Raw genomic sequence first — 21864 nt, 5'->3', positions numbered from 1 at the left:
GACTCCTACGCTATTCGCTATCTGGAGAACTTCCGGCCCTGCTTCTCTGTGGCTGCTGCTACCTGAGCTTTACCGGAAGTCTGGTCATACGAAATACTCTTTTCCGTACCTACTTCTGGCAGTTTATCGAAATTTTGGCGATCATGCTTGAAAATCTGCTTACCTACCTGCTGATATACTGATTGTTTATCTGCGTGTAAAATCGGCCCATTATAAGAGCTGGCTTTATCCGGCCCCTTGGACAGATAAAGCGGGTAAATGCCTGGCTTTATGCTGCCCGCTTTATCAACGTTGTCATTTTTCCATTTGCCTGCTTCTTCGCTTTGCAGCACGCGCTGGCCGTTCATGACAAGAACACGCTGTTTGCTCATGTCGGTGTTACTCCTGGTGTTATCGTCAACCGTCTGTGTCGGGATAGGGCTGACTGCTATTTTTATAATGTCAGCAAGCATGGATGAATCTGCGTTGATAACGGCCACGTCACGCGCAAGATACAGTTTTCTCCTTGCATCATCATCTGCTGCCACCATAGACCAGTCCAGGTTCATACCGGCATTTAATGCCAGGTCTGACGTGAACTGTCTCAGCGTCCGGCTGTTTCCTTCCCTGAATGGATGCAAAGCATCCAACTCGCCGTAATAATGCCCTAGACGCTCTGAAAATTTTTCGGGGTCCATTCCATGAAAGAATTGCTCTTTCTCCATGGAGAGAAAAAGTTTACTCAGCTCAGGTTCAATGTAGGCTGAATCAGCGTACATCACCTGATTACCCAAACGCTCTTTGACCATCATCCCGGTATTTTCCCGGAATTCACCGGCCCACGGATAAATGCCGTTAAAAATGCGTTTGTGAGTTTCTTTTAGGCGCTGCTTGTCGAAAGGACCAATGATAGGGCTTTCTTCCAGCTGCGATAAGTTAAGCGCTACTGTGTCGCGCTCAAACTCTTCAAGCTGTTTTTTATCCCTGATCCCAGCGTTGTTGATAAGGGTATCAGTACCCGGATACAGATACGGGTCTTTTTTGTCGCTCATGCCTGGTGTTGTTTTGCACGTTGAGCATGATATTCGAATATCTCCGCTCTACCCTGCTCGTAAGTAATTTCACCGGCAATGATGCGTTGTTTGATACCTTCATAAAGGGGGGTTCCGCTAGGGTCCATACCTTCCAGCCTCAGACTGGCCTCAGCTTTTTCAAATCCTCTTGCCCTGACTGAACTGTTTGACATGGCCCCTCCGGTTAAATTTTGTTTAGCTATATTATAATATTTTAGCCGCTAAAATCATGCAATACTGCAAATTACTTAAAAAAAAATCCCGCGACTGCGGGATTCTGAGCGGAAATTGATACCTTTTATCCTTCAATAAGGCAAATTATTTTCACGTTTTCGAGATTTAGCTCTTCTTCTACACCAGTTGAATCAAACTTAATCCAGGCAAGCCCTTCTTCACTTGGGCGCTTGGTCAGGATAAGGCGGCCCTGCTCCCCCAGGTACTCAACGATAACAATAGCCTTTTTGAATTTATCAGGATCGGTTTCCTTTTCTGGCGTCTTACGGACCTTATCGGTCACATCGTTATCATCGTGGCCGTCCGTATCATCTTCGGCAGCTTCCGAATCGGTACGGCCATTGAAGGCGTCAATGGTGTCTGGATCACGCTTGCTGGATTCTTTTTCGTCCAGGAACTCACGGAAAACTTTCACCGCACTACGGGTAATGTCTTCACCCTCGTTCTCTTCAAGAAGTTTTTGAACTTCTTCCGGGTCTTGCTTGTAAGCCGTTACCAGCTCATTAACTACGGTAACATCACGGATTGAGCCTTTATTAAAAGCATCTGCTATACAATCCGGCAGATCCAGCAACGCGGCGTGTTGGGTTACGAACGCTGGCGACTTGCCAAGCCTTTTAGCAATCTGAGATTTTGATACCCCCTCAGCCAGTTTGCGGCCAATGTGTACGGCAATTTCACGCGCCGTCAGGTCATTACGCTGGATGTTCTCAATGACCTGATCATCGTCGCTATAGTCATTATCGATAAAAGCGGGAATTTGTTTCTTCCCGGCCACTTTACTGGCTCGCCAGCGACGTTCTCCATGGTTAATGATATAGCGCCCCGCTTGCTCCGGGTTCTCGCGAACGGAGACAGGCATTTTCACACCACGCGCTTTAATGGTATCAGCCAGCTCCTTAATGGATTCCTCTGAGAACCCTGGGTTGTCCTGCTTACGCGGTTGTTCAGGATCGGGATCAATCGCATCAACGTCCAGCATCAGTGGTTTACCCTCAGCACCTGCAGACGCATCAAGAAAGTCGGAGAGATCACCAACGGTATCAAGGCCAAGGCCGGAAGAATTTTTTTTAGTCATTATGCAATCTCCATCTTAGTAAAAACATGATCGGCCAGTGCTCTCATTTCCTGGCTGGCTTTACGTGCTGCTGTCTTCTTGATTTTCCAGACAGGGACATGTGAAGCCAGTGCATCAGCAATGCTGCTTCGCAACCCGACAGACACAGGAACCATTAACGTAGGGTAGGCCGTCTGCAGCTCCTGCAGGTGGTTTACATGGCGAGGATTGCGGCCATCTACCTTACTTGGAACCATACCAATAAATTCCAGCTTGCTGTTCATTTTGCGTTTCACCTGGGTGAAGGTGGTCAGCATTTTTTTAATACCCTGAATTGAGTACACCTCAAGCTCAATAGGGCATACCACAAAATCAGCGCTCGCCAGCGCAACGATAAGCGCATTGTTAACCGTAGGCGCAGTATCAATCAGGCAGACGTCAAAGCCACTGTCGGCCAGCTGCTGCAGGTTATGGCGGAACTGCTTCACCATTTCCGGCAGATTTAATTTTTCTACGTTTGCCAGTTGAATATCTGACTCAATGAGAGAAATTCCGCTCTCAGGCATTTGGGTAAAGCGAGTTGGCTCGATCTCGCCCCACATTTCATTCGCTTTAATGCCGGACGAGAACTGTTTCAGGGTAAAAGAGGCGTTGCCCTGGGTATCCATATCGATTACAGCAACCCGCTTGCCTCGTTCTGAAAAATCAAATGCCAGATGAACCAGGGTGGAAGTCTTGCCAACACCACCTTTTTGATTTGCTGTAACCAATACTTTCATAGCCATCGCTATTCTTCCTGTTTACGTTTTGCCTCGTCAGCCCACTTTTTAACAATGAAAGCCTGCCGCTCCGGTAACACTACTTCAATACGCACAAAGCCGTCAGGTACTTCTTGTTTATAGGCATCCCACACTCTGTTAACTGCCTGAGAAACAGCCCCGCGAGAAATATCCAGCGTTTCAACAAAATATTTCTGCGGTCTCCCTTCAACCAGTACGCCGTAAGCGATATCAAGCGTTTGCTTACCAACATTCAGGCTTCGGGTAACTCTTGCAAATACCTCATTAGTCAGGCGTTTTTTTTCACTTTTTTCATCGCCAGTTTTGGCAACGTGCGGGTCATTACTATTAACAGTCGTCATAAAATTTACTTCCAAATTCAACGTCTTTGACTGGACGCCTCAATGACACCGCAAACACAGTTTAGCTAAACTGCGTTTGCAGGTCAATCATTTTAGCCGCTAAAATCCATTTTTTAATGGATATAACGAAAAAACCCGGAAAGCCGGGTTATTTCAGTGCAACATCTTTGATGAAAGCTACTCGTTTTTTCATCTGCGCCCCCCACAGGAATAACATGCCTCCGAGGAGAACAAGAATCCCACTAATCGAAAATCCTGCAGATGAAACAGAGGTAAAGAAACGTGCCTTTTTCAGTTTTCCCTGCGCATAACGGGTAGCCGGTGGCGTGATTGTTTCCTTAAAAGCAGTCATTTCAAGCCCGTATCTGACATCAGCAGGGACAGGCTCAGCTGGATTACGTTGATAGTCGGCTACAACCTTCCTGACCAGATCGATATCGGGTTTGTTCTCCCGGATACTGGCCTGCGCTTTGACGTAATCAAGTAACTTGGCAGTTTCTGGAGTCTGGCCGCTGATTTTTTCAAGATAGGTAACAAGCTCTGCTGGCTTATCATCCTTGATAAGCTGCCTGACTACTTCTGTCGGCGAAGAGGAATCATCTTCTGGCGTTTCAGTTAACGTACTCAACATCATCTTGGCTCCGAAGATGACGGGAAGGATTCCCAATAGAGGAAGAACGGACGTTACACCTTCCCCGTCAAACACCTTAAAAGCAACGTACACAAGAACAATCACCACCGGGATAGCGGTGAACAGTGGCGATGAAAGGTAGCCTGAGAACGCTGATGTGAATGGCATTGCAGATGAGAACACATCACTTGCTTCTCCATGACCGGCAGAAGGTAACAATAGCCCCGGTACATCTATCATAAAATCATTAATACCCGGACTTAACAAACGCGAAATGGCATAGCCTACTCCCGCAACGACCAGTGTTGCCAGCCCTGAGATAAGTAAAACAATACCGCTTCTGCTGATAGTGCGAGTACGTTTATCAAGGGCAGATACCTCCTGCCCGATACTGTCAGTCTTAACCATCTTAAACCTCCTGAGTGATCCCTTTCTGAGTCAGTCTGGCCCTGAGATTTTCACGCATGGTTAACACCTGCTTTTCAGTCTCACGGAGTTTTGTCGCCCCCTCACGTTGAATCTTAATAACGTCACCGACAGTCTGGATCAGCGTATCCTGTACCTCTTTAAGCGTACTGACGTCGATTACAAGCCGCTGATTAGCGCGCATCGTTTCAACCGCATTCCGGTGCAGCAGTTTTGCGTTACTGCGAAGGAGTTCGTTATTGGCGTTATCAATATCATTCGCCAGGTTAACAGCATTACGCTGACCATTCAGGGAAATAGCCAACAGGAATTGTCTCTTAAAGTTCGGGACCGTTGTTTCTTTAACGCTATGAAATTTATCAACAAGGTTCTGATTATTCGCCTGGATGATACGAATCATCGGCAGAACCTGCATGGCCGACTGCTGAGACACGATCAAATCTCCGATTCGCTTATCCAGATTAGAAATCAGCGTATCGAGATCGGCTACTTCCTGGAAAGAGGCAGGGTTATTTCCGACACTCGCTCTTAGCTTCTCAGCCTGCAGCTGCAGCTGCGAAAGACGGACCTTGCCTGCGGCAATGTGGACGCCAAGAAGGTGATGTTCTTTTACCACCTCTTCAAACATCTGCTGCAATGCACCGTTATTAGCAGCCAGGCTACGCTGCGTAATAGACACCTCAGATACCAGCGCATCTATCTGCTCGCGGGTAGAATCAAACTGTGCAGCGAAATTCTTACCCCGTGTGCGGATTTTATTGATAATCGGACCGATGACCGGCAGGTTAGAACGGCTTTCCGTCAGGTTTGAAACATTCACGCTGCGGGCCAGGTTGACGACTTCCGTCAGCTTAGAGCCAGCGTCATCCAGATCTTTATTTCTGATCTGTTCCAACAGGCTATCTGCATAAGCTGCAGTATTTTCGGCAACATCACGGCCAAACTGATACACCGTGTCCGGGTTGCTGGCATCAATACGCTCTGCAACGGCCTGAATCTCAGATTCATCTTCCTGGCGTAAACCAAACTTTTCCAGTTCGGTTGCATTAATGACATACGGCGTAATTGCAGTATTGGTGGCAGTTTGAGTATTCATTTATCGATCCCCTCTAAACTCTTATGCAGACTTTTCATAAGCGCCTGGTGTGCCTGAGTCGCTTTGCTGACCATATCCGGGTCCATGTTTGTTGTCGTGATTAGCGACAGGGTATGTTGTCGCCAGACAGGAACCAAAACATTCACGGTTTCGTTGAAACGATCCAGAATATCAATGCACTGAGCGCGGGTAATTTTCATTTGCATGACGCTCATTTCATGCGAAGCAAGCAACGTAGCAAGGTTTGCGATTTTCCTGGCAAATCGTTCACGCGGCTTATCGAAGACAATATTCAGGTCGTCGGCTTTCGGTTCTTCTGGTATTTCGCGTAAATATTCCCTTCCGGCGTCAATGAACACTTTGAGCCTTTCAATTTCCTGATGATGAATCACCATGAGATCTTCCAGCGCATGAAGCATTTCGTATACGTGCTCCATGAAACTTTTCCCTTCACCAATTAAAGCCTCAACATTCATGCGAGCTTTTTGATAACGAACCTTTTTTTCAAGATGCGTACCTGAGAAACGGGAAAACCATGATGGTTTCCTTGCAATGCTCCGGGGATCGGCCTCAGCCAGCGCATTAACTATTTGGCTTATTGAGCCGGACAATGCGGAGACAGCTGACTTTTCCATAAGCGACGAGTAGCGGTCCATAGCATTAGAAGAAATTTCCGATTCGCCATATCTGCTTATCGCATTTGCATCGCTGAATAAGGTCGGTAAAATGACCTCTTTCAGCCGTTCCTTGGTTGGAACCTCGATATTTCCTGCACCTGTCATAATAGCCTCTGTCTTACATTTTGATTTAGTTTAGCTAAACAAAATGATTTGTACAATCTTTTTAGCCGCTAAAATCGCAGCTACACATTAAGTTGCTTATTTATATTGAAACGCAGGTCATCTTCTTTCAGCGCGAACTCGATTTCACAGAGCAGGCTTTCAAGCAGGGTATAAGTCAGCAGACCGTTATTCTTTGCCATGCCGTTAGTGATCAGCTGTTTCACAAATGGGGAAAAAGCACGAATTTTATGAAGATCTGACATATCAACTTCATCGTTATGCCATTTTCCCTGGAGATAACCTGCAGCTCCTACAGCGCCATACAACATGACACATCCAATCAATGAGAATACTGCGCCAGTCAGTGGATGGGGTCTGACGCTCAGTGGAACGAAAACTCACGTTAAGCAACGTTTTCTGCCTCTGACGCCTCTTTTAATGGTCTCAGATGTCCTTTGGTCACCAGTTCTGCCAGCGTGAAGGAATAATGGCCGAGCATATTGATATGTCCGTGGCAAAGCGGGGAGAGGCGTGCGATATCTTCATCATTCAGTGTTTCACCCTGCGCCCGGAGATGATCCAGGGCTGCCTGCATATAAATAGTGTTCCATAACACGACGGCGTTAGTGACCAGCCCCAGTGCGCCCAGTTGATCTTCCTGACCGTCGGTATATCGTTTTCTTATCTCACCTTTTTGACCGTGACAGATGGCTCTGGCAACGGCATGGCGACTTTCTCCCCGATTAAGCTGGGTCAGAATGCGCCGGCGGTAATCTTCATCATCAATATAATTAAGCAGATACAGCGTTTTGTTGATGCGCCCCACTTCAATGATTGCCTGAGTCAGTCCGGAAGGACGTTCACTTTTCAGCAATGAACGGACCAGCACTGAAGCCTGTACTTTGCCCAGCTTCAGGGAGCCAGCGGTCCGGATCATTTCGTCCCACTGAAGGACTATTTTTCGGGGATCTGATTGCCCTCTGGCAATATCATTCAGCACGCCATAGTCGGCATCATGGTCCATTCGCCAGAAAACCGAAGCACCGGCATCAGCCAGGCGTGGAGAAAACTGGTATCCCAGCAGCCAGAAAAGGCCAAAGACAAGTTCGCTGGCACCTGCTGTATCGGTCATAATTTCGGTTGGATTCAGCCCGGTCTCCTGTTCCAGAAGACCTTCCAGCACAAAGATAGAGTCCCTCAGCGTCCCCGGTATAACGATGCCATGAAAGCCGGAATACTGATCGGACACAAAGTTGTACCAGGTGATCCCTCTGTTATTACCAAAGTATTTGCGGTTCGGTCCGGCATTGATTGTTCTGACTGGCGTAACAAAGCGCATTCCATCTGCAGATGCCACTTCTCCTCCACCCCATATCTGTGCCAGTGGCAGCGTTGCCTGAAAATCAACCAGTCTGGCATTAGCGCTGGTGATAGTTTCAGCCCGCAGATAGTTCGCTTTTGTCCAGTTCAGCCGGTGTCGGGTCAGTGCAGGAACATTTGATCTGATCAGTGGTTCCAGACCGATATTGCAGGCTTCAGCCATCAGCACGGCGCTGATGCTGACGGGCAGATCATCAACTCTGGCACTGGCTTCACTAGCATGGAAAAACTCATCAGCAAATCCGGTATGGGCGTTAATTTCGAGCAGCAACTCCGTTAAATCCACCGGAGGGAGTAGATCACTGATCATTTTGCTCAGTCGTTTCAGACTGTCCGGCTCATCAAGACTGGCGAGGGGAGAAATTGTCAACCGGGGCTTCGGGCCAGAAACATCGAGTTCGACAGCCTCATTTTCGCAAAGACGTGCAGCAACCTGTCTGTAACGACTATCAAGCTGATGACCCAGAGATTTTATTGCTTCCTGCGGGTCTGTCGGGTGCCCCAAAGAACGATAAACCTTAATCCGGTTTGCCTGCCAGTCAGCACCCTGTAGTAATCTTGCACGAGGATCTCCCCACCGGTTACTGCCGGTAACGTAGACATCCCTCCGCCTCAGACTATCCTGCAGTTTACTGAGAAAGCAGAGCGTGTATCCCCTGCGGGTGATATGTTTTTCCTTGTTAATCACCAGCCGTTTCCATGACCGACTGATAATTTCCGTTGGTGCGTCGTCAAAAAACTGCCGCCGTGAGCTGAACTCCCGGCTGAGGTAGTCACAGGCATTCAGAGTGGTAACCCCGGCAGGTGCGGATGAAAATTTAACGGTATTCAGCAGATGGGGCAGGAAACGACGAACGCGCCCGTACTGCTCCACCATTTCTTCATGAAAATTATCGTCTGAGGGCCGGGCAATTTCACGGACAAGCGTGATGATTTCAGCCAGCTTTTGCCTTGGGATGTAGCTGAACACCTCAGCACGAATCGATTCGTCCGGTGTTTCTTCTTTCAGCAGGTACGAACATGCGCTGGCGAGCGCCAATGCAGATTTATCCAGATCCTTCAGCGAGCGGAGCCGTTTTTTCTGCCCAATCTTTCTGGCGTCACGGATGATAACGGCCAGCATGGCGTCCAGAACGTCCAATGCATCATCCAGCGCCAGCGTTTCCATGCAAGGACAAAGGCAACCAGAACCGCCATCCTTTTCTGCGGTGACATCCTGGCAATATTGAACACCGAAGTCATACCAGCATAACGTGCGAGATTTTTCAGGCGCACAGCCGGGAGTGTACTCAGGTTTTCGGCACTGTTGCAAATAGTCGGTGGTGATAAACTTATCATCCCTTTTGCTGATGGAGCTGCACATGAACCCATTCAAAGGCCGGCATTTTCAGCGTGACATCATTCTGTGGGCCGTACGCTGGTACTGCAAATACGGCATCAGTTACCGTGAGCTGCAGGAGATGCTGGCTGAACGCGGAGTGAATGTCGATCACTCCACGATTTACCGCTGGGTTCAGCGTTATGCGCCTGAAATGGAAAAACGGCTGCGCTGGTACTGGCGTAACCCTTCCGATCTTTGCCCGTGGCACATGGATGAAACCTACGTGAAGGTCAATGGCCGCTGGGCGTATCTGTACCGGGCCGTCGACAGCCGGGGCCGCACTGTCGATTTTTATCTCTCCTCCCGTCGTAACAGCAAAGCTGCATACCGGTTTCTGGGTAAAATCCTCAACAACGTGAAGAAGTGGCAGATCCCGCGATTCATCAACACGGATAAAGCGCCCGCCTATGGTCGCGCGCTTGCTCTGCTCAAACGCGAAGGCCGGTGCCCGTCTGACGTTGAACACCGACAGATTAAGTACCGGAACAACGTGATTGAATGCGATCATGGCAAACTGAAACGGATAATCGGCGCCACGCTGGGATTTAAATCCATGAAGACGGCTTACGCCACCATCAAAGGTATTGAGGTGATGCGTGCACTACGCAAAGGCCAGGCCTCAGCATTTTATTATGGTGATCCCCTGGGCGAAATGCGCCTGGTAAGCAGAGTTTTTGAAATGTAAGGCCTTTGAATAAGACAAAAGGCTGCCTCATCGCTAACTTTGCAACAGTGCCGGATTGAATATAACCGACGTGACTGTTACATTTAGGTGGCTAAACCCGTCAAGCCCTCAGGAGTGAATCATGACCGTAGTCACGACCGCCGATACCTCCCAACTGTACGCACTTGCAGCCCGACATGGGCTCAAGCTCCATGGCCCGCTGACTGTCAATGAGCTTGGGCTCGACTATAGGATCGTGATCGCCACCGTCGACGATGGACGTCGGTGGGTGCTGCGCATCCCGCGCCGAGCCGAGGTAAGCGCGAAGGTCGAACCAGAGGCGCGGGTGCTGGCAATGCTCAAGAATCGCCTGCCGTTCGCGGTGCCGGACTGGCGCGTGGCCAACGCCGAGCTCGTTGCCTATCCCATGCTCGAAGACTCGACTGCGATGGTCATCCAGCCTGGTTCGTCCACGCCCGACTGGGTCGTGCCGCAGGACTCGGAGGTCTTCGCGGAGAGCTTCGCGACCGCGCTCGCCGCCCTGCATGCCGTCCCCATTTCCGCCGCCGTGGATGCGGGGATGCTCATCCGTACACCGACGCAGGCCCGTCAGAAGGTGGCCGACGACGTTGACCGCGTCCGACGCGAGTTCGTGGTGAACGACAAGCGCCTCCACCGGTGGCAGCGCTGGCTCGACGACGATTCGTCGTGGCCAGATTTCTCCGTGGTGGTGCATGGCGATCTCTACGTGGGCCATGTGCTCATCGACAACACGGAGCGCGTCAGCGGGATGATCGACTGGAGCGAGGCCCGCGTTGATGACCCTGCCATCGACATGGCCGCGCACCTTATGGTCTTTGGTGAAGAGGGGCTCGCGAAGCTCCTCCTCACGTATGAAGCGGCCGGTGGCCGGGTGTGGCCGCGGCTCGCCCACCACATCGCGGAGCGCCTTGCGTTCGGGGCGGTCACCTACGCACTCTTCGCCCTCGACTCGGGTAACGAAGAGTACCTCGCTGCGGCGAAGGCGCAGCTCGCCGCAGCGGAATGAGCGAACGTCGATATAGCCCGCTCGCGACGCTGTTCGCGGCGACCTTTCTCTTCCGGATCGGCAACGCGGTGGCGGCCCTCGCGCTTCCATGGTTCGTCCTGTCTCATACAAAGAGCGCGGCCTGGGCGGGCGCCACGGCCGCTAGCAGCGTCATCGCGACCATCATCGGCGCGTGGGTTGGTGGTGGCCTCGTCGATCGGTTCGGGCGCGCGCCCGTCGCATTGATCTCGGGTGTGGTGGGCGGCGTGGCCATGGCGAGCATCCCACTGCTCGATGCCGTTGGCGCCCTCTCGAACACTGGGCTGATCGCTTGCGTGGTGCTCGGTGCCGCGTTCGACGCACCCGGTATGGCCGCGCAGGACAGTGAGCTGCCCAAACTCGGCCACGTCGCCGGGCTCTCCGTTGAGCGCGTCTCGTCACTGAAAGCGGTGATCGGGAACGTCGCGATTCTAGGTGGCCCGGCCCTTGGGGGGGCCGCAATCGGCCTGCTTGGCGCTGCGCCAACGCTCGGGCTGACGGCGTTCTGCTCCGTCCTTGCAGGTCTGCTCGGCGCGTGGGTGCTTCCCGCGCGTGCCGCTCGGACGATGACCACGACGGCGACTCTCTCCATGCGCGCCGGCGTCGCTTTTCTCTGGAGCGAACCCCTGCTGCGCCCTCTCTTTGGTATAGTGATGATCTTCGTGGGCATCGTTGGCGCCAACGGCAGCGTCATCATGCCTGCGCTGTTTGTAGATGCAGGACGCCAAGTAGCAGAGCTCGGGCTGTTCTCCTCAATGATGGGGGCTGGTGGTCTCCTTGGCATTGCCATTCATGCGTCGGTCGGCGCCCGGATATCAGCGCAGAACTGGCTGGCGGTGGCATTTTGTGGCTCTGCGGTGGGCTCGCTTCTGCTTTCACAGTTGCCAGGCGTGCCGGTGCTGATGTTGTTGGGCGCGCTCGTGGGACTGCTGACCGGCTCAGTCTCTCCCATTCTCAACGCTGCCATCTACAACCGCACGCCGCCAGAACTTCTCGGCCGGGTACTCGGCACGGTCTCGGCGGTGATGCTGTCAGCCTCGCCCATGGTTATGCTTGCGGCCGGCGCGTTTGTCGACCTTGCTGGTCCGCTCCCTGGCCTCGTTGTATCGGCCGTGTTTGCGGGGCTCGTGGCTCTACTCTCGCTCCGTCTTCAATTTGCTACAATGGCGGCGGCAGCCACAGCCTCCGCCCCAACCCATACAGAAGGTGAACACTGATGCCCCGCCCCAAGCTCAAGTCCGATGACGAGGTACTCGAGGCCGCCACCGTAGTGCTGAAGCGTTGCGGTCCCATAGAGTTCACGCTCAGCGGAGTAGCAAAGGAGGTGGGGCTCTCCCGCGCAGCGTTAATCCAGCGCTTCACCAACCGCGATACGCTGCTGGTGAGGATGATGGAGCGCGGCGTCGAGCAGGTGCGGCATTACCTGAATGCGATACCGATAGGCGCAGGGCCGCAAGGGCTCTGGGAATTTTTGCAGGTGCTCGTTCGGAGCATGAACACTCGCAACGACTTCTCGGTGAACTATCTCATCTCCTGGTACGAGCTCCAGGTGCCGGAGCTACGCACGCTTGCGATCCAGCGGAACCGCGCGGTGGTGGAGGGGATCCGCAAGCGACTGCCCCCAGGTGCTCCTGCGGCAGCTGAGTTGCTCCTGCACTCGGTCATCGCTGGCGCGACGATGCAGTGGGCCGTCGATCCGGATGGTGAGCTAGCTGATCATGTGCTGGCTCAGATCGCTGCCATCCTGTGTTTAATGTTTCCCGAACACGACGATTTCCAACTCCTCCAGGCACATGCGTAAACGGAGGTGTGCAGAGTCCCTGCGGCAGGCGACGAACACGACCGTCGTCGATTAGTACCGGTACGGTCGGTGGTATCGAAGTCTTGATCACCACTCAGGTCTACGGCTTACAAATGGTGACCATCCCGATACTTGCGTCAGAGCACCGGGCCGATTCTTTGACAGTGAATCACTCCCGTAAGGTTGTGCCGGTGTGGGTGTCCCGGGTCGAGACGATACTCCGCCAATGCGCCCAGCAAACAACCTGGCCATCGCAGGTGGTGGGGAGCGGTGTGGCGGATGAGTTGGACAAGTTGGTGTAGCAGCACGAGCACGGCGAGATAACATCGCAGGAGTTCGACATGCTCAAGAGACAGCTGATTGCGAATCGCGATGCAGATTCATAACCCGATTGCGGGTTGGCTTCACTCCACCATCACCGAGCAGACTAGCACGGCGGGCTCTGTTGCAAAGATTGGCGGCAGTCAGAGGTAGGCTGTCGCTCTGCGCCGATCAGGCGGCTGCTGCGAAATGGTGGTTGAGCATGCCCATGGCCTCCGTCAGCGCCGAGGGCCCAATGCCAAAAGCTCTCTCCACAAGGCGCACCTCGCCCCTGATGCCGGGCTGCAGGCACCAGGGGCGAGCCTGTCCTTTGCGCAGGGCTCGCATGACTTCGAATCCCTTGATCGTGGCATAGGCCGTGGGGATCGATTTGAAACCGCGCACCGGCTTGATCAGTATCTTGAGCTTTCCGTGATCGGCCTCGATCACGTTATTGAGATACTTCACCTGCCGGTGGGCCGTCTCCCGGTCCAGCTTTCCTTCGCGCTTCAATTCGGTGATCGCTGCACCATAGCTCGGCGCTTTGTCGGTATTGAGCGTGGCAGGCTTTTCCCAGTGCTTCAGGCCTCGCAGGGCCTTGCCCAGGAACCGCTTCGCTGCCTTGGCGCTGCGGGTCGGCGACAGGTAGAAATCGATCGTGTCGCCCCGCTTGTCGACTGCCCGGTACAGGTAGGTCCACTTGCCCCGCACCTTGACGTAGGTTTCATCCAGGCGCCAGCTCGGATCAAAGCCACGCCGCCAGAACCAGCGCAGCCGCTTCTCCATCTCCGGGGCGTAGCACTGGACCCAGCGATAGATCGTCGTATGGTCGACCGAAATGCCGCGTTCCGCCAGCATTTCCTCAAGGTCGCGATAGCTGATCGGATAGCGACAATACCAGCGCACCGCCCACAGGATCACATCACCCTGGAAATGGCGCCACTTGAAATCCGTCATCGTTCCGTCCGTCCAATCTCCGCCAAGCATGCTCAAGCTTCACGATTTTTGCAACAGAGCCAATTCACGATACTGATAGTGCTGACGTATCAGCGCTGCATGCTCACGGCGGGTATTTTCCCTCTGACCGTATTCTGCAAGAACGGTGATATCACGAATCCCGAGCTGTCTGGCGGTAAAATGCCGGACGCCGGAAGGAATATGATTCATATCGGTGAGGAAGGTGCCCAGAAAACGGACACATCCAATTTGCAGGGCAATGCCCAGACGGTTGTGATCACCTCTGCTTTTTCCGATAAATTCCTTGTCTGCTTCATCAAGGTGAAAATATCGTGCCAGCTGAAGCTCATCCGGTTCACCGGTGAATCTGCCATAGCTTTCAGTCTGCTCAGTGGTCAGAAAGTCAACGGGCATATCGGCCTCCCTGCCTGACGGGCATTTAGTAACATTTTTCCAACCGTACGAAATGTTATAAATTATCAGACATAGTAAAACGGCTTCGTTTGAGTGTCCATTAAATCGTCATTTTGGCATAATAGACACATCGTGTCTGATATTCGATTTAAGGTACATTTTATGCGAATTTTTGGTTATGCGCGGGTCTCAACCAGCCAGCAGTCCCTCGATATTCAGATCAGAGCGCTCAAAGATGCAGGGGTAAAAGCTAACCGCATCTTTACCGACAAGGCATCCGGCAGTTCAACAGATCGGGAAGGGCTGGATTTGCTGAGGATGAAGGTGGAGGAAGGTGATGTCATTCTGGTGAAGAAGCTCGACCGTCTTGGCCGCGACACCGCCGACATGATCCAACTGATAAAAGAGTTTGATGCTCAGGGTGTCGCGGTTCGGTTTATTGACGACGGGATCAGTACCGACGGTGATATGGGGGCAAATGGTGGTCACCATCCTGTCGGCTGTGGCACAAGCTGAACGCCGGAGGATCCTAGAGCGCACGAATGAGGGCCGACAGGAAGCAAAGCTGAAAGGAATCAAATTTGGCCGCAGGCGTACCGTGGACAGGAACGTCGTGCTGACGCTTCATCAGAAGGGCACTGGTGCAACGGAAATTGCTCATCAGCTCAGTATTGCCCGCTCCACGGTTTATAAAATTCTTGAAGACGAAAGGGCCTCGTGATACGCCTATTTTTATAGGTGTCTGGACTCGTGGGATCATGTACCCATGCGTAGCTGGCCGCTCTTCAAGGCCAGACACGTTTTGCGTACACTGTTCCAATCCGACTCTTCACTGGCAACTCGATGACCCAGGCACTGCACAGCCAAGCCCGTACTACCCACCTGATCCGTGAGGAAATCAGGAACTCGACGCTCCCGCAGGCCGAACTGGCCAGGATGTACAACGTCACCCGCCAAACCATCCGAAAGTGGCAAAACCGCGAGTCTCCTGAAGACAAGTCGCATGCGCCGAACAAGATGTACACGACGCTCACGCCCGAGCAGGAGCTCATCGTGGTGGAGCTGCGCAAGACGTTGCTGCTGCCCACGGACGACCTGCTGGCGGTCACGCGCGAGTTCATCAATCCAGCCGTCTCGCGTGCCGGCCTGGGACGTTGCCTGCGCCGCCACGGTGTCTCGGATCTACGTAACCTGGTCGAGCAGGAAGGCACTGCGCCCGCCACGAAAAAGACCTTCAAGGACTACGAGCCGGGCTTTGTGCACATCGACATCAAGTACCTGCCGCAGATGCCCGACGAGACGGCAAGGCGCTATCTCTTCGTTGCCATCGACCGTGCTACGCGCTGGGTCTTCATCGAGCTCTATGCCGACCAGACCGATGGCAGCAGTGGCGACTTCCTCAACAAAGTCCAGCAAGCCTGTCCCGTCAAGATCGTCAAGCTTCTGACCGACAACGGCAGCCAGTTCACCGACCGCTTCACGGCTGGCGGCAAGAAGAAGGAACCCAGCGGCACACACGTGTTCGACCGCCTGTGCAAGCAGCTCGGCATCGAGCACCGGCTCATCCCGCCTCGTCATCCGCAGACCAACGGCATGGTGGAGCGCTTCAACGGTCGTATCAGCGACATCGTCAACCAGACCCGTTTTGGTTCAGCTGCCGAACTGGAATCGACGCTGCGCAATTACGTCAAGATCTACAACCACAGCATTCCGCAACGCGCGCTCCAACACAAAACACCCGTTCAGGCGCTCAAGGAATGGCATGAAAAACGCCCTGAATTGTTCAGGAAACGCGTGTATAACCAGCCGGGTCTTGACATATAGGTTAATGTCATGATAATAATGGTTTCTTAGACGTCAGGTGGCACTTTTCGGGGGAAATGTGCGCGGAACCCCTATTTGTTTATTTTTCTAAATACATTCAAATATGTATCCGCTCATGAGACAATAACCCTGATAAATGCTTCAATAATATTGAAAAATGACTTGGTTGAGTACTCACCAGTCACAGAAAAGCATCTTACGGATGGCATGACAGTAAGAGAATTATGCAGTGCTGCCATAACCATGAGTGATAACACTGCGGCCAACTTACTTCTGACAACGATCGGAGGACCGAAGGAGCTAACCGCTTTTTGCACAACATGGGGGATCATGTAACTCGCCTTGATCGTTGGGAACCGGAGCTGAATGAAGCCATACCAAACGACGAGCGTGACACCACGATGCCTGCAGCAATGGCAACAACGTTGCGCAAACTATTAACTGGCGAACTACTTACTCTAGCTTCCCGGCAACAATTAATAGACTGGATGGAGGCGGATAAAGTTACAGGACCACTTCTGCGCTCGGCCCTTCCGGCTGGCTGGTTTATTGCTGATAAATCTGGAGCCGGTGAGCGTGGGTCTCGCGGTATCATTGCAGCACTGGGGCCAGATGGTAAGCCCTCCCGTATCGTAGTTATCTACACGACGGGGAGTCAGGCAACTATGGATGAACGAAATAGACAGATCGCTGAGATAGGTGCCTCACTGATTAAGCATTGGTAACTGTCAGACCAAGTTTACTCATATATACTTTAGATTGATTTAAAACTTCATTTTTAATTTAAAAGGATCTAGTTTTGATAATCTCATGACCAAAATCCCTTAACGTGAGTTTTCGTTCCACTGAGCGTCAGACCCCCTAATCCCAGCTGTAGCGGCCTGATTACATCCGGCCGCTACACCTAGCTCCACCTTCAAACAAGGAATATCGTTGATGTCACTGTATCGCCGTCTAGTTCTGCTGTCTTGTCTCTCATGGCCGCTGGCTGGCTTTTCTGCCACCGCGCTGACCAACCTCGTCGCGGAACCATTCGCTAAACTCGAACAGGACTTTGGCGGCTCCATCGGTGTGTACGCGATGGATACCGGCTCAGGCGCAACTGTAAGTTACCGCGCTGAGGAGCGCTTCCCACTGTGCAGCTCATTCAAGGGCTTTCTTGCTGCCGCTGTGCTGGCTCGCAGCCAGCAGCAGGCCGGCTTGCTGGACACACCCATCCGTTACGGCAAAAATGCGCTGGTTCCGTGGTCACCCATCTCGGAAAAATATCTGACAACAGGCATGACGGTGGCGGAGCTGTCCGCGGCCGCCGTGCAATACAGTGATAACGCCGCCGCCAATTTGTTGCTGAAGGAGTTGGGCGGCCCGGCCGGGCTGACGGCCTTCATGCGCTCTATCGGCGATACCACGTTCCGTCTGGACCGCTGGGAGCTGGAGCTGAACTCCGCCATCCCAGGCGATGCGCGCGATACCTCATCGCCGCGCGCCGTGACGGAAAGCTTACAAAAACTGACACTGGGCTCTGCACTGGCTGCGCCGCAGCGGCAGCAGTTTGTTGATTGGCTAAAGGGAAACACGACCGGCAACCACCGCATCCGCGCGGCGGTGCCGGCAGACTGGGCAGTCGGAGACAAAACCGGAACCTGCGGAGTGTATGGCACGGCAAATGACTATGCCGTCGTCTGGCCCACTGGGCGCGCACCTATTGTGTTGGCCGTCTACACCCGGGCGCCTAACAAGGATGACAAGCACAGCGAGGCCGTCATCGCCGCTGCGGCTAGACTCGCGCTCGAGGGATTGGGCGTCAACGGGCAGTAAGGCTCTGAAAATCATCTATTGGCCCACCACCGCCGCCCTTGCGGGCGGCATGGATTACCAACCACTGTCACATTTAGGCTAGGAGTCTGCGCGGCAGAGCCGTGTGACCGGTTTTCTGTAGAGCACTGACGATGGCGGCGGCGCTCTCTGCAATTGGCAAGGCGTCGGCGCCAAGGATACCAATCTTGCGGCGCGCGGCGTGTTATGACGACTGGGGTGCATTTGAGCCGCCCCATTTAACCTTCGCCCTCACAGATACGCCATTCGCCTCAGATTTAGCGCCATGCAGACGAGCTTCCACTCGGCTTGCACCTTGTCCAGGCCCCTCATGCTGAACTGACGCAATCCCATCACCGCCTTGATCCAACCATTCGGAGCCTCCACGATCGACTTGCGCCGGCGGTAAGCTGCATCGCCTTGCTCCGTTTTCAATTTCGCCGCAATCGCCGCCGTATGCGGATGGGTCTTGGCATTGACCTTGGCATCTTCACGTCCCTCGCGGCCGAGGGCAACGATGACATCGCCGTGGTGATCGGCGACCTTTGCCAGAACAGCCTCACTACGGAATCCCGCATCCGCCAGCGTCTGGGCCGGCATTTCTCCGGTGTTGGCCTGAACTGCTGCCAGCATGCCCAGCAGCGCCTGACTGTCCGCGGCGCAGTTGGTCAACTCCGCCGCCACGATGATCTGGTGCTCGGCATCGACCGCTGTGTACCCGTTGTAGCTCTGCTCGGAGCCACCACCGGCGTGTTTCATGATCCGGCTGTCCGGATCGGTGAAGCTTTCCTGATCACGGTCATCCGGCACACCAAACTCGCGTTTGTACGAGCCACCGCCCTTGTCCGAGCCATCCGGATGGCGAGGCCGGCGGCCATCGTCTTCGCTGCGCCCCCGGGCCTGGTCCGCTTCACGCTGGCGCGCTTCCAGGCGCGCCTTTGCCGCCTGGATCGCCTCCAGGCGCTTCTCGCGGCGAGAAATCTCGGCAGGAATGTCCAGCTCCGGCTCGTTACGCTCCTGGTCGTCGGTAGCCTTGGCGCGATCAAGCAGCGCCTTGATCTCGCAATGCAATTCGTCCTCGGCCGGCTTCATGCGCTTATAGCTCATCGCCTTGTGGTCGCCATGTTTGGCGGCTTCGTATTCAGGTTCTTTAGAGAGATCCTTTAGATCGCCGTTCCTCACTACTGCCGGGAAGTCTCCCCAGGGAGCACGTTCGGCCTTATGTTCGGTCATGGTTTCAATCCCGGTCAGCGTCCCATATAGCCCCGAAACCTGCCAGGTGGGCCAAGATAGACCAGGCACCATAAGCAATAGGGCTAGGGTTGGTTTTGCTCACCCAACGCCTGAAGGTTCGGGTTCCCTTTCCGCTGCCTCTCTCACCAGGCAAACCAACGAGATCAGCGACATCAACGCCACTGAGAGGCTTACTAAGCCCTTTTCGTTGCCTAATCAGCTCCAACACCTCTTTGATTTCATCGGCGGTTGGAGCCTGCCAATCTTCAGCGAACGGCCTAAGCGTTTCAGGTCTAATCATGCGATAAATCCTCAAATAGCCCCGGTCAATGCCGGGGCTTTTTTATCAATGGGTAACGGTCGCGGCGGCCTCCCGATACGCCTTCAGTTCAATCAAGAGCAAGCCAAGCTCCCGCATCTTCATGCGCGGCATATGAACGGGGCGGCGGGCCGTCAGAGCGTCGCCAATGTGTTTTGCAAGTGATACAATATCCGTATTCATCGCGTTTATCCTCAAATTGACCGGTGAAAGCCCCTGTGATTGGTTGCAGCCATACCAGGGGCACCATTTCTTTTTCTACCTATGCACCTCCTTTAAGAGCCCCGGCCATCACCGGGGCTTTCTGTTGCTAGTCTATTGCGGCCAAGATGGCCTCTTTTTCGTCATGCTCACAAGCCCAATCCCGCAAGCTGTGATACAGCCTTGAAAACCGCTCCTGGTCAGCGCCTTCTGTGTGAAATGACAGATGGCTATAGAGGTAGAGGCAAGCGGTAATCCCGGCAGCATCGGCGCTCATTTGGCCACTAAAGTAGTTCATGGCCTCGATGTTCAGCATTTCATCACGACGCCCAGGAGCCATATAAAAGCCGCCGTTCGACAGCTCCCACATAAGCCAATAAGCCCCGCGATACTCGCGGCAGAGCCCTTTCATTTGCTGGTAAAGCATCGACTCGAAAACCACATAGAAACGGCCTACATAGCGGGGCATTGCAGCCATACGGCGAGGGGTGGCGACCAGGGAGCAGATCAGGGGATTAAGTTCTGTTTGCATCATCGGAGTTCTCCGGTATTGACCGTGGCGGGTGCCCGGCCTTCTGAGATATATAATAGGCCATTTTGGCCTATTGTGTCAAGCGGGTACAATAAAAAATAGGCCAAATCGGCCTACTTTTTTTCTCTCCAACTGAGCCACATTTTATTCAGCTCCAGGCTGCGGGCTGGCCAATCTGGCAGATTCACCGCATGGGCGCGGTAGTTGATCCGAGTATTCAGAGTGCAACGGGGAAAGGGGTTGGCCACCTTGCAGTAACGATAAAACAGACCGACGAGGCGAGCACCGTAACGATCACGCTCCCAGGTCAAAACGTTGTGCATATGCTCGCGGCGTTCGCGTATCCATTCTCGATAGAGTTGGTGAAAGGTGCGGTTAGCTGTGTGGATCATCGGAGTTCTCCGGTATTGACCGTGGCGGGTGCCCGGTCTTCTTAATTAAGATTATAGGCCAAAATGGCCTACTATGGCAAGAAAAAGCGCGCTCTACGTTAAAAAAATCACGTAGTCGCGGGGGATTGCCGCCAAGATTTCGCATAGCGTCGCCTGATTTCGTACGTACGAAATGGGCCACCTGGTCGAGCTGCTGCCGATGCCTGGTGAGTTGGCCACCTGGTTGATTTCCTTCTGGCGTCCAGATCTGAACTTGGCCACCTGGTCGAGCTGCTGCCGGTGCCTGGTAAGTTGGCCACCTGGTTGATTTCCTTCTGGCGTCCAGATCTGAACTTGGCCACCCGGTCGAGCTGCTGCCGGTGCCTGGTAAGTTGGCCACCTGGTCGAACTGCTGCCGGATCTAAAGGTGGAATATTAAGCAGGTAGTGATAGACTGAGATCCAGCATGGCTATACGCCTGCTAACCCCTCAAAAGAAAGCAGCCTCTAGGGCTGCCATCCGTTACGAAATCTCACTCACTTTGAAATAGCCATCTAAACGGCTTTACACCTGGCCGCCTGAAGGGCAACCGCTGAGGCTTCGCCATTAGTAATAGGGGAGGGACTTGTCTCACTGTTTTGTTGAGGTGAAGGCTTGCCCAGGCGATACCATTTAGCCCGGCTCATGCCCATAGCTTCCCAGGGCTTTTGCCTGCTCAATGAGTTGGCTTCATAGGCTTCACGCTCAAGCTGGCCAGCGGCGCGGCGACGTTCTTCATCACGCAGTCTATCGCGCTCTCTGCGGCGCTTCTGAGCCTCGTCAGTGCTGATAATCGTCTTCAGTTGCTCTTGTTCTTGCTGTGAGATCTGGAATAGGTTGATCAGCGTGTCGTTTTTGGGCGTGTATAGCGGTGCAAACGACTTTCCGCCGAACTCGACACGTTCCCCAGCCTCATAGGATTTCGCCTTGCTGTAGAGCGTCATAAGCTCTTTGGAGCGGTAAGACCAACGAGTATCCAGCTCGGAGGAAAGAGCGGCGGCCTCATGGTACATCTGGGCGCTGTTTGTTGCCCCGGAGAGAAGGAGAAAGTTAAGACGCCAGAAAAGATGCCTCATTCGCTCGCCTTCGTTGATTCCACCTCTGAGCTGGCCCAACTTGCGTAGGTCTTCCAGGGGGAACCGCAGAAT

General features: G+C 53.4%; 19 protein-coding genes and 6 pseudogenes. 8 read left to right on the top strand and 17 right to left on the bottom strand.

Annotation, left to right across the window (positions count from 1 at the left end):
• Window positions 1-17: 17 nt before the first annotated feature.
• The 10 genes and pseudogenes from ACLHV9_RS27475 to ACLHV9_RS27430 all read right to left on the bottom strand — a co-directional run.
• Window positions 18-1031: a KfrB domain-containing protein gene (locus ACLHV9_RS27475; protein ID WP_003019728.1), complete on the bottom strand. Its 1014-nt coding sequence runs from the start codon at window positions 1029-1031 to the stop codon at window positions 18-20.
• Complete coding sequence (locus ACLHV9_RS27470; protein WP_003019726.1) at window positions 1028-1225, bottom strand: antitoxin VbhA family protein; 198 nt, start codon at window positions 1223-1225, stop codon at window positions 1028-1030. Before ACLHV9_RS27470 ends, ACLHV9_RS27475 begins: the two co-directional genes overlap by 4 nt.
• Window positions 1226-1350: 125 nt before the next feature.
• Entirely contained in the window at window positions 1351-2364 is a 1014-nt protein-coding gene (locus tag ACLHV9_RS27465; RefSeq protein WP_000162907.1) for a transcriptional repressor gene korB, read from the bottom strand.
• A complete protein-coding gene (locus tag ACLHV9_RS27460; protein WP_024189760.1) occupies window positions 2364-3122 on the bottom strand; it encodes a ParA family protein in 759 nt (252 codons plus the stop codon). Before ACLHV9_RS27460 ends, ACLHV9_RS27465 begins: the two co-directional genes overlap by 1 nt.
• Before the next feature lie 8 nt (window positions 3123-3130).
• On the bottom strand, window positions 3131-3484 hold the full coding sequence (locus ACLHV9_RS27455; RefSeq protein WP_004196253.1) for a TrfB-related DNA-binding protein: 354 nt from the start codon (window positions 3482-3484) through the stop codon (window positions 3131-3133).
• 148 nt (window positions 3485-3632) lie between these two features.
• On the bottom strand, window positions 3633-4523 hold the full coding sequence (locus ACLHV9_RS27450; RefSeq protein ID WP_094334525.1) for a klaC: 891 nt from the start codon (window positions 4521-4523) through the stop codon (window positions 3633-3635).
• Window position 4524: 1 nt separating this feature from the next.
• A complete protein-coding gene (locus tag ACLHV9_RS27445) occupies window positions 4525-5637 on the bottom strand; it encodes a toxic anion resistance protein (protein ID WP_003019716.1) in 1113 nt (370 codons plus the stop codon).
• Complete coding sequence (locus ACLHV9_RS27440; protein WP_109885670.1) at window positions 5634-6419, bottom strand: toxic anion resistance protein; 786 nt, start codon at window positions 6417-6419, stop codon at window positions 5634-5636. Before ACLHV9_RS27440 ends, ACLHV9_RS27445 begins: the two co-directional genes overlap by 4 nt.
• 80 nt (window positions 6420-6499) lie before the next feature.
• Window positions 6500-6682 carry a hypothetical protein gene (locus ACLHV9_RS27435; protein ID WP_227537755.1) on the bottom strand — a complete coding sequence of 61 codons (183 nt, stop codon included), beginning with the start codon at window positions 6680-6682 and terminating at the stop codon, window positions 6500-6502.
• A 173-nt stretch (window positions 6683-6855) separates the two neighbouring features.
• Window positions 6856-9143 (bottom strand): annotated as a pseudogene (locus ACLHV9_RS27430) (Tn3-like element Tn3 family transposase); the annotation flags it as partial.
• 17 nt (window positions 9144-9160) lie between these two features.
• Here ACLHV9_RS27430 and ACLHV9_RS27425 point away from each other — a divergent pair.
• The 4 genes from ACLHV9_RS27425 to mphR(A) all read left to right on the top strand — a co-directional run bounded on the left by ACLHV9_RS27425 (window position 9161) and on the right by mphR(A) (window position 12711).
• Window positions 9161-9865: an IS6-like element IS26 family transposase gene (locus tag ACLHV9_RS27425; RefSeq protein ID WP_001067855.1), complete on the top strand. Its 705-nt coding sequence runs from the start codon at window positions 9161-9163 to the stop codon at window positions 9863-9865.
• Between the two features lie 121 nt (window positions 9866-9986).
• Complete coding sequence (locus ACLHV9_RS27420; RefSeq protein WP_000219391.1) at window positions 9987-10892, top strand: Mph(A) family macrolide 2'-phosphotransferase; 906 nt, start codon at window positions 9987-9989, stop codon at window positions 10890-10892.
• On the top strand, window positions 10889-12127 hold the full coding sequence (mrx(A), locus tag ACLHV9_RS27415; RefSeq protein ID WP_000004159.1) for a macrolide resistance MFS transporter Mrx(A): 1239 nt from the start codon (window positions 10889-10891) through the stop codon (window positions 12125-12127). Before ACLHV9_RS27420 ends, mrx(A) begins: the two co-directional genes overlap by 4 nt.
• The gene (gene mphR(A) / locus ACLHV9_RS27410; protein WP_001137892.1) at window positions 12127-12711 is read left to right on the top strand and encodes a macrolide-binding transcriptional repressor MphR(A); all 585 of its coding nucleotides are present in this window, start codon (window positions 12127-12129) and stop codon (window positions 12709-12711) included. Before mrx(A) ends, mphR(A) begins: the two co-directional genes overlap by 1 nt.
• Before the next feature lie 492 nt (window positions 12712-13203).
• Here mphR(A) and ACLHV9_RS27405 read toward each other — a convergent pair whose 3' ends face one another.
• Together ACLHV9_RS27405 and ACLHV9_RS27400 are read right to left on the bottom strand one after the other, a co-directional pair.
• Window positions 13204-13968 (bottom strand): IS6-like element IS6100 family transposase, encoded by a 765-nt coding sequence (locus ACLHV9_RS27405; RefSeq protein ID WP_001389365.1) that lies wholly within the window; start codon window positions 13966-13968, stop codon window positions 13204-13206.
• A gap of 57 nt (window positions 13969-14025) precedes the next feature.
• Window positions 14026-14382 (bottom strand): annotated as a pseudogene (locus ACLHV9_RS27400) (DUF4158 domain-containing protein); the annotation flags it as partial.
• A gap of 162 nt (window positions 14383-14544) precedes the next feature.
• On the opposite strand from ACLHV9_RS27400, the pseudogene ACLHV9_RS27395 reads away from it, so the two are divergent.
• From ACLHV9_RS27395 to ACLHV9_RS27380, 4 genes and pseudogenes are all read left to right on the top strand, one after another.
• Window positions 14545-15103, top strand: a pseudogene (locus ACLHV9_RS27395) (recombinase family protein).
• A gap of 122 nt (window positions 15104-15225) precedes the next feature.
• Complete coding sequence (locus ACLHV9_RS27390) at window positions 15226-16206, top strand: IS481-like element ISKpn27 family transposase (RefSeq protein ID WP_013213985.1); 981 nt, start codon at window positions 15226-15228, stop codon at window positions 16204-16206.
• Between the two features lie 75 nt (window positions 16207-16281).
• Window positions 16282-16931: pseudogene (gene bla, locus ACLHV9_RS27385) on the top strand (class A beta-lactamase).
• Window positions 16932-17142: 211 nt separating this feature from the next.
• A complete protein-coding gene (locus tag ACLHV9_RS27380; protein ID WP_004199234.1) occupies window positions 17143-18024 on the top strand; it encodes a carbapenem-hydrolyzing class A beta-lactamase KPC-2 in 882 nt (293 codons plus the stop codon).
• 249 nt (window positions 18025-18273) lie between these two features.
• Here the strand turns inward: ACLHV9_RS27380 and ACLHV9_RS27375 are convergent.
• The 5 genes and pseudogenes from ACLHV9_RS27375 to ACLHV9_RS27355 form a co-directional block, all read right to left on the bottom strand.
• A pseudogene (locus ACLHV9_RS27375) lies at window positions 18274-19137 on the bottom strand (IS1182-like element ISKpn6 family transposase); the annotation flags it as partial.
• A 463-nt stretch (window positions 19138-19600) separates the two neighbouring features.
• A complete protein-coding gene (locus ACLHV9_RS27370) occupies window positions 19601-19756 on the bottom strand; it encodes a hypothetical protein (RefSeq protein ID WP_013213988.1) in 156 nt (51 codons plus the stop codon).
• A 127-nt stretch (window positions 19757-19883) separates the two neighbouring features.
• Window positions 19884-20309 carry an antirestriction protein gene (locus tag ACLHV9_RS27365; protein WP_013213989.1) on the bottom strand — a complete coding sequence of 142 codons (426 nt, stop codon included), beginning with the start codon at window positions 20307-20309 and terminating at the stop codon, window positions 19884-19886.
• Between the two features lie 110 nt (window positions 20310-20419).
• Window positions 20420-20698: a hypothetical protein gene (locus ACLHV9_RS27360; RefSeq protein WP_013213990.1), complete on the bottom strand. Its 279-nt coding sequence runs from the start codon at window positions 20696-20698 to the stop codon at window positions 20420-20422.
• Between the two features lie 533 nt (window positions 20699-21231).
• A pseudogene (locus tag ACLHV9_RS27355) lies at window positions 21232-21864 on the bottom strand (replication protein); the annotation flags it as partial.

Origin of the sequence: Enterobacter sp. CPE_E890 (assembly GCF_046521475.1) — a bacterium.
GTDB lineage: Bacteria > Pseudomonadota > Gammaproteobacteria > Enterobacterales > Enterobacteriaceae > Enterobacter > Enterobacter adelaidei.
The sequence above is the reverse complement of the archived record's forward strand: the minus strand, read 5'-3'. Positions and strand labels throughout refer to the sequence as shown.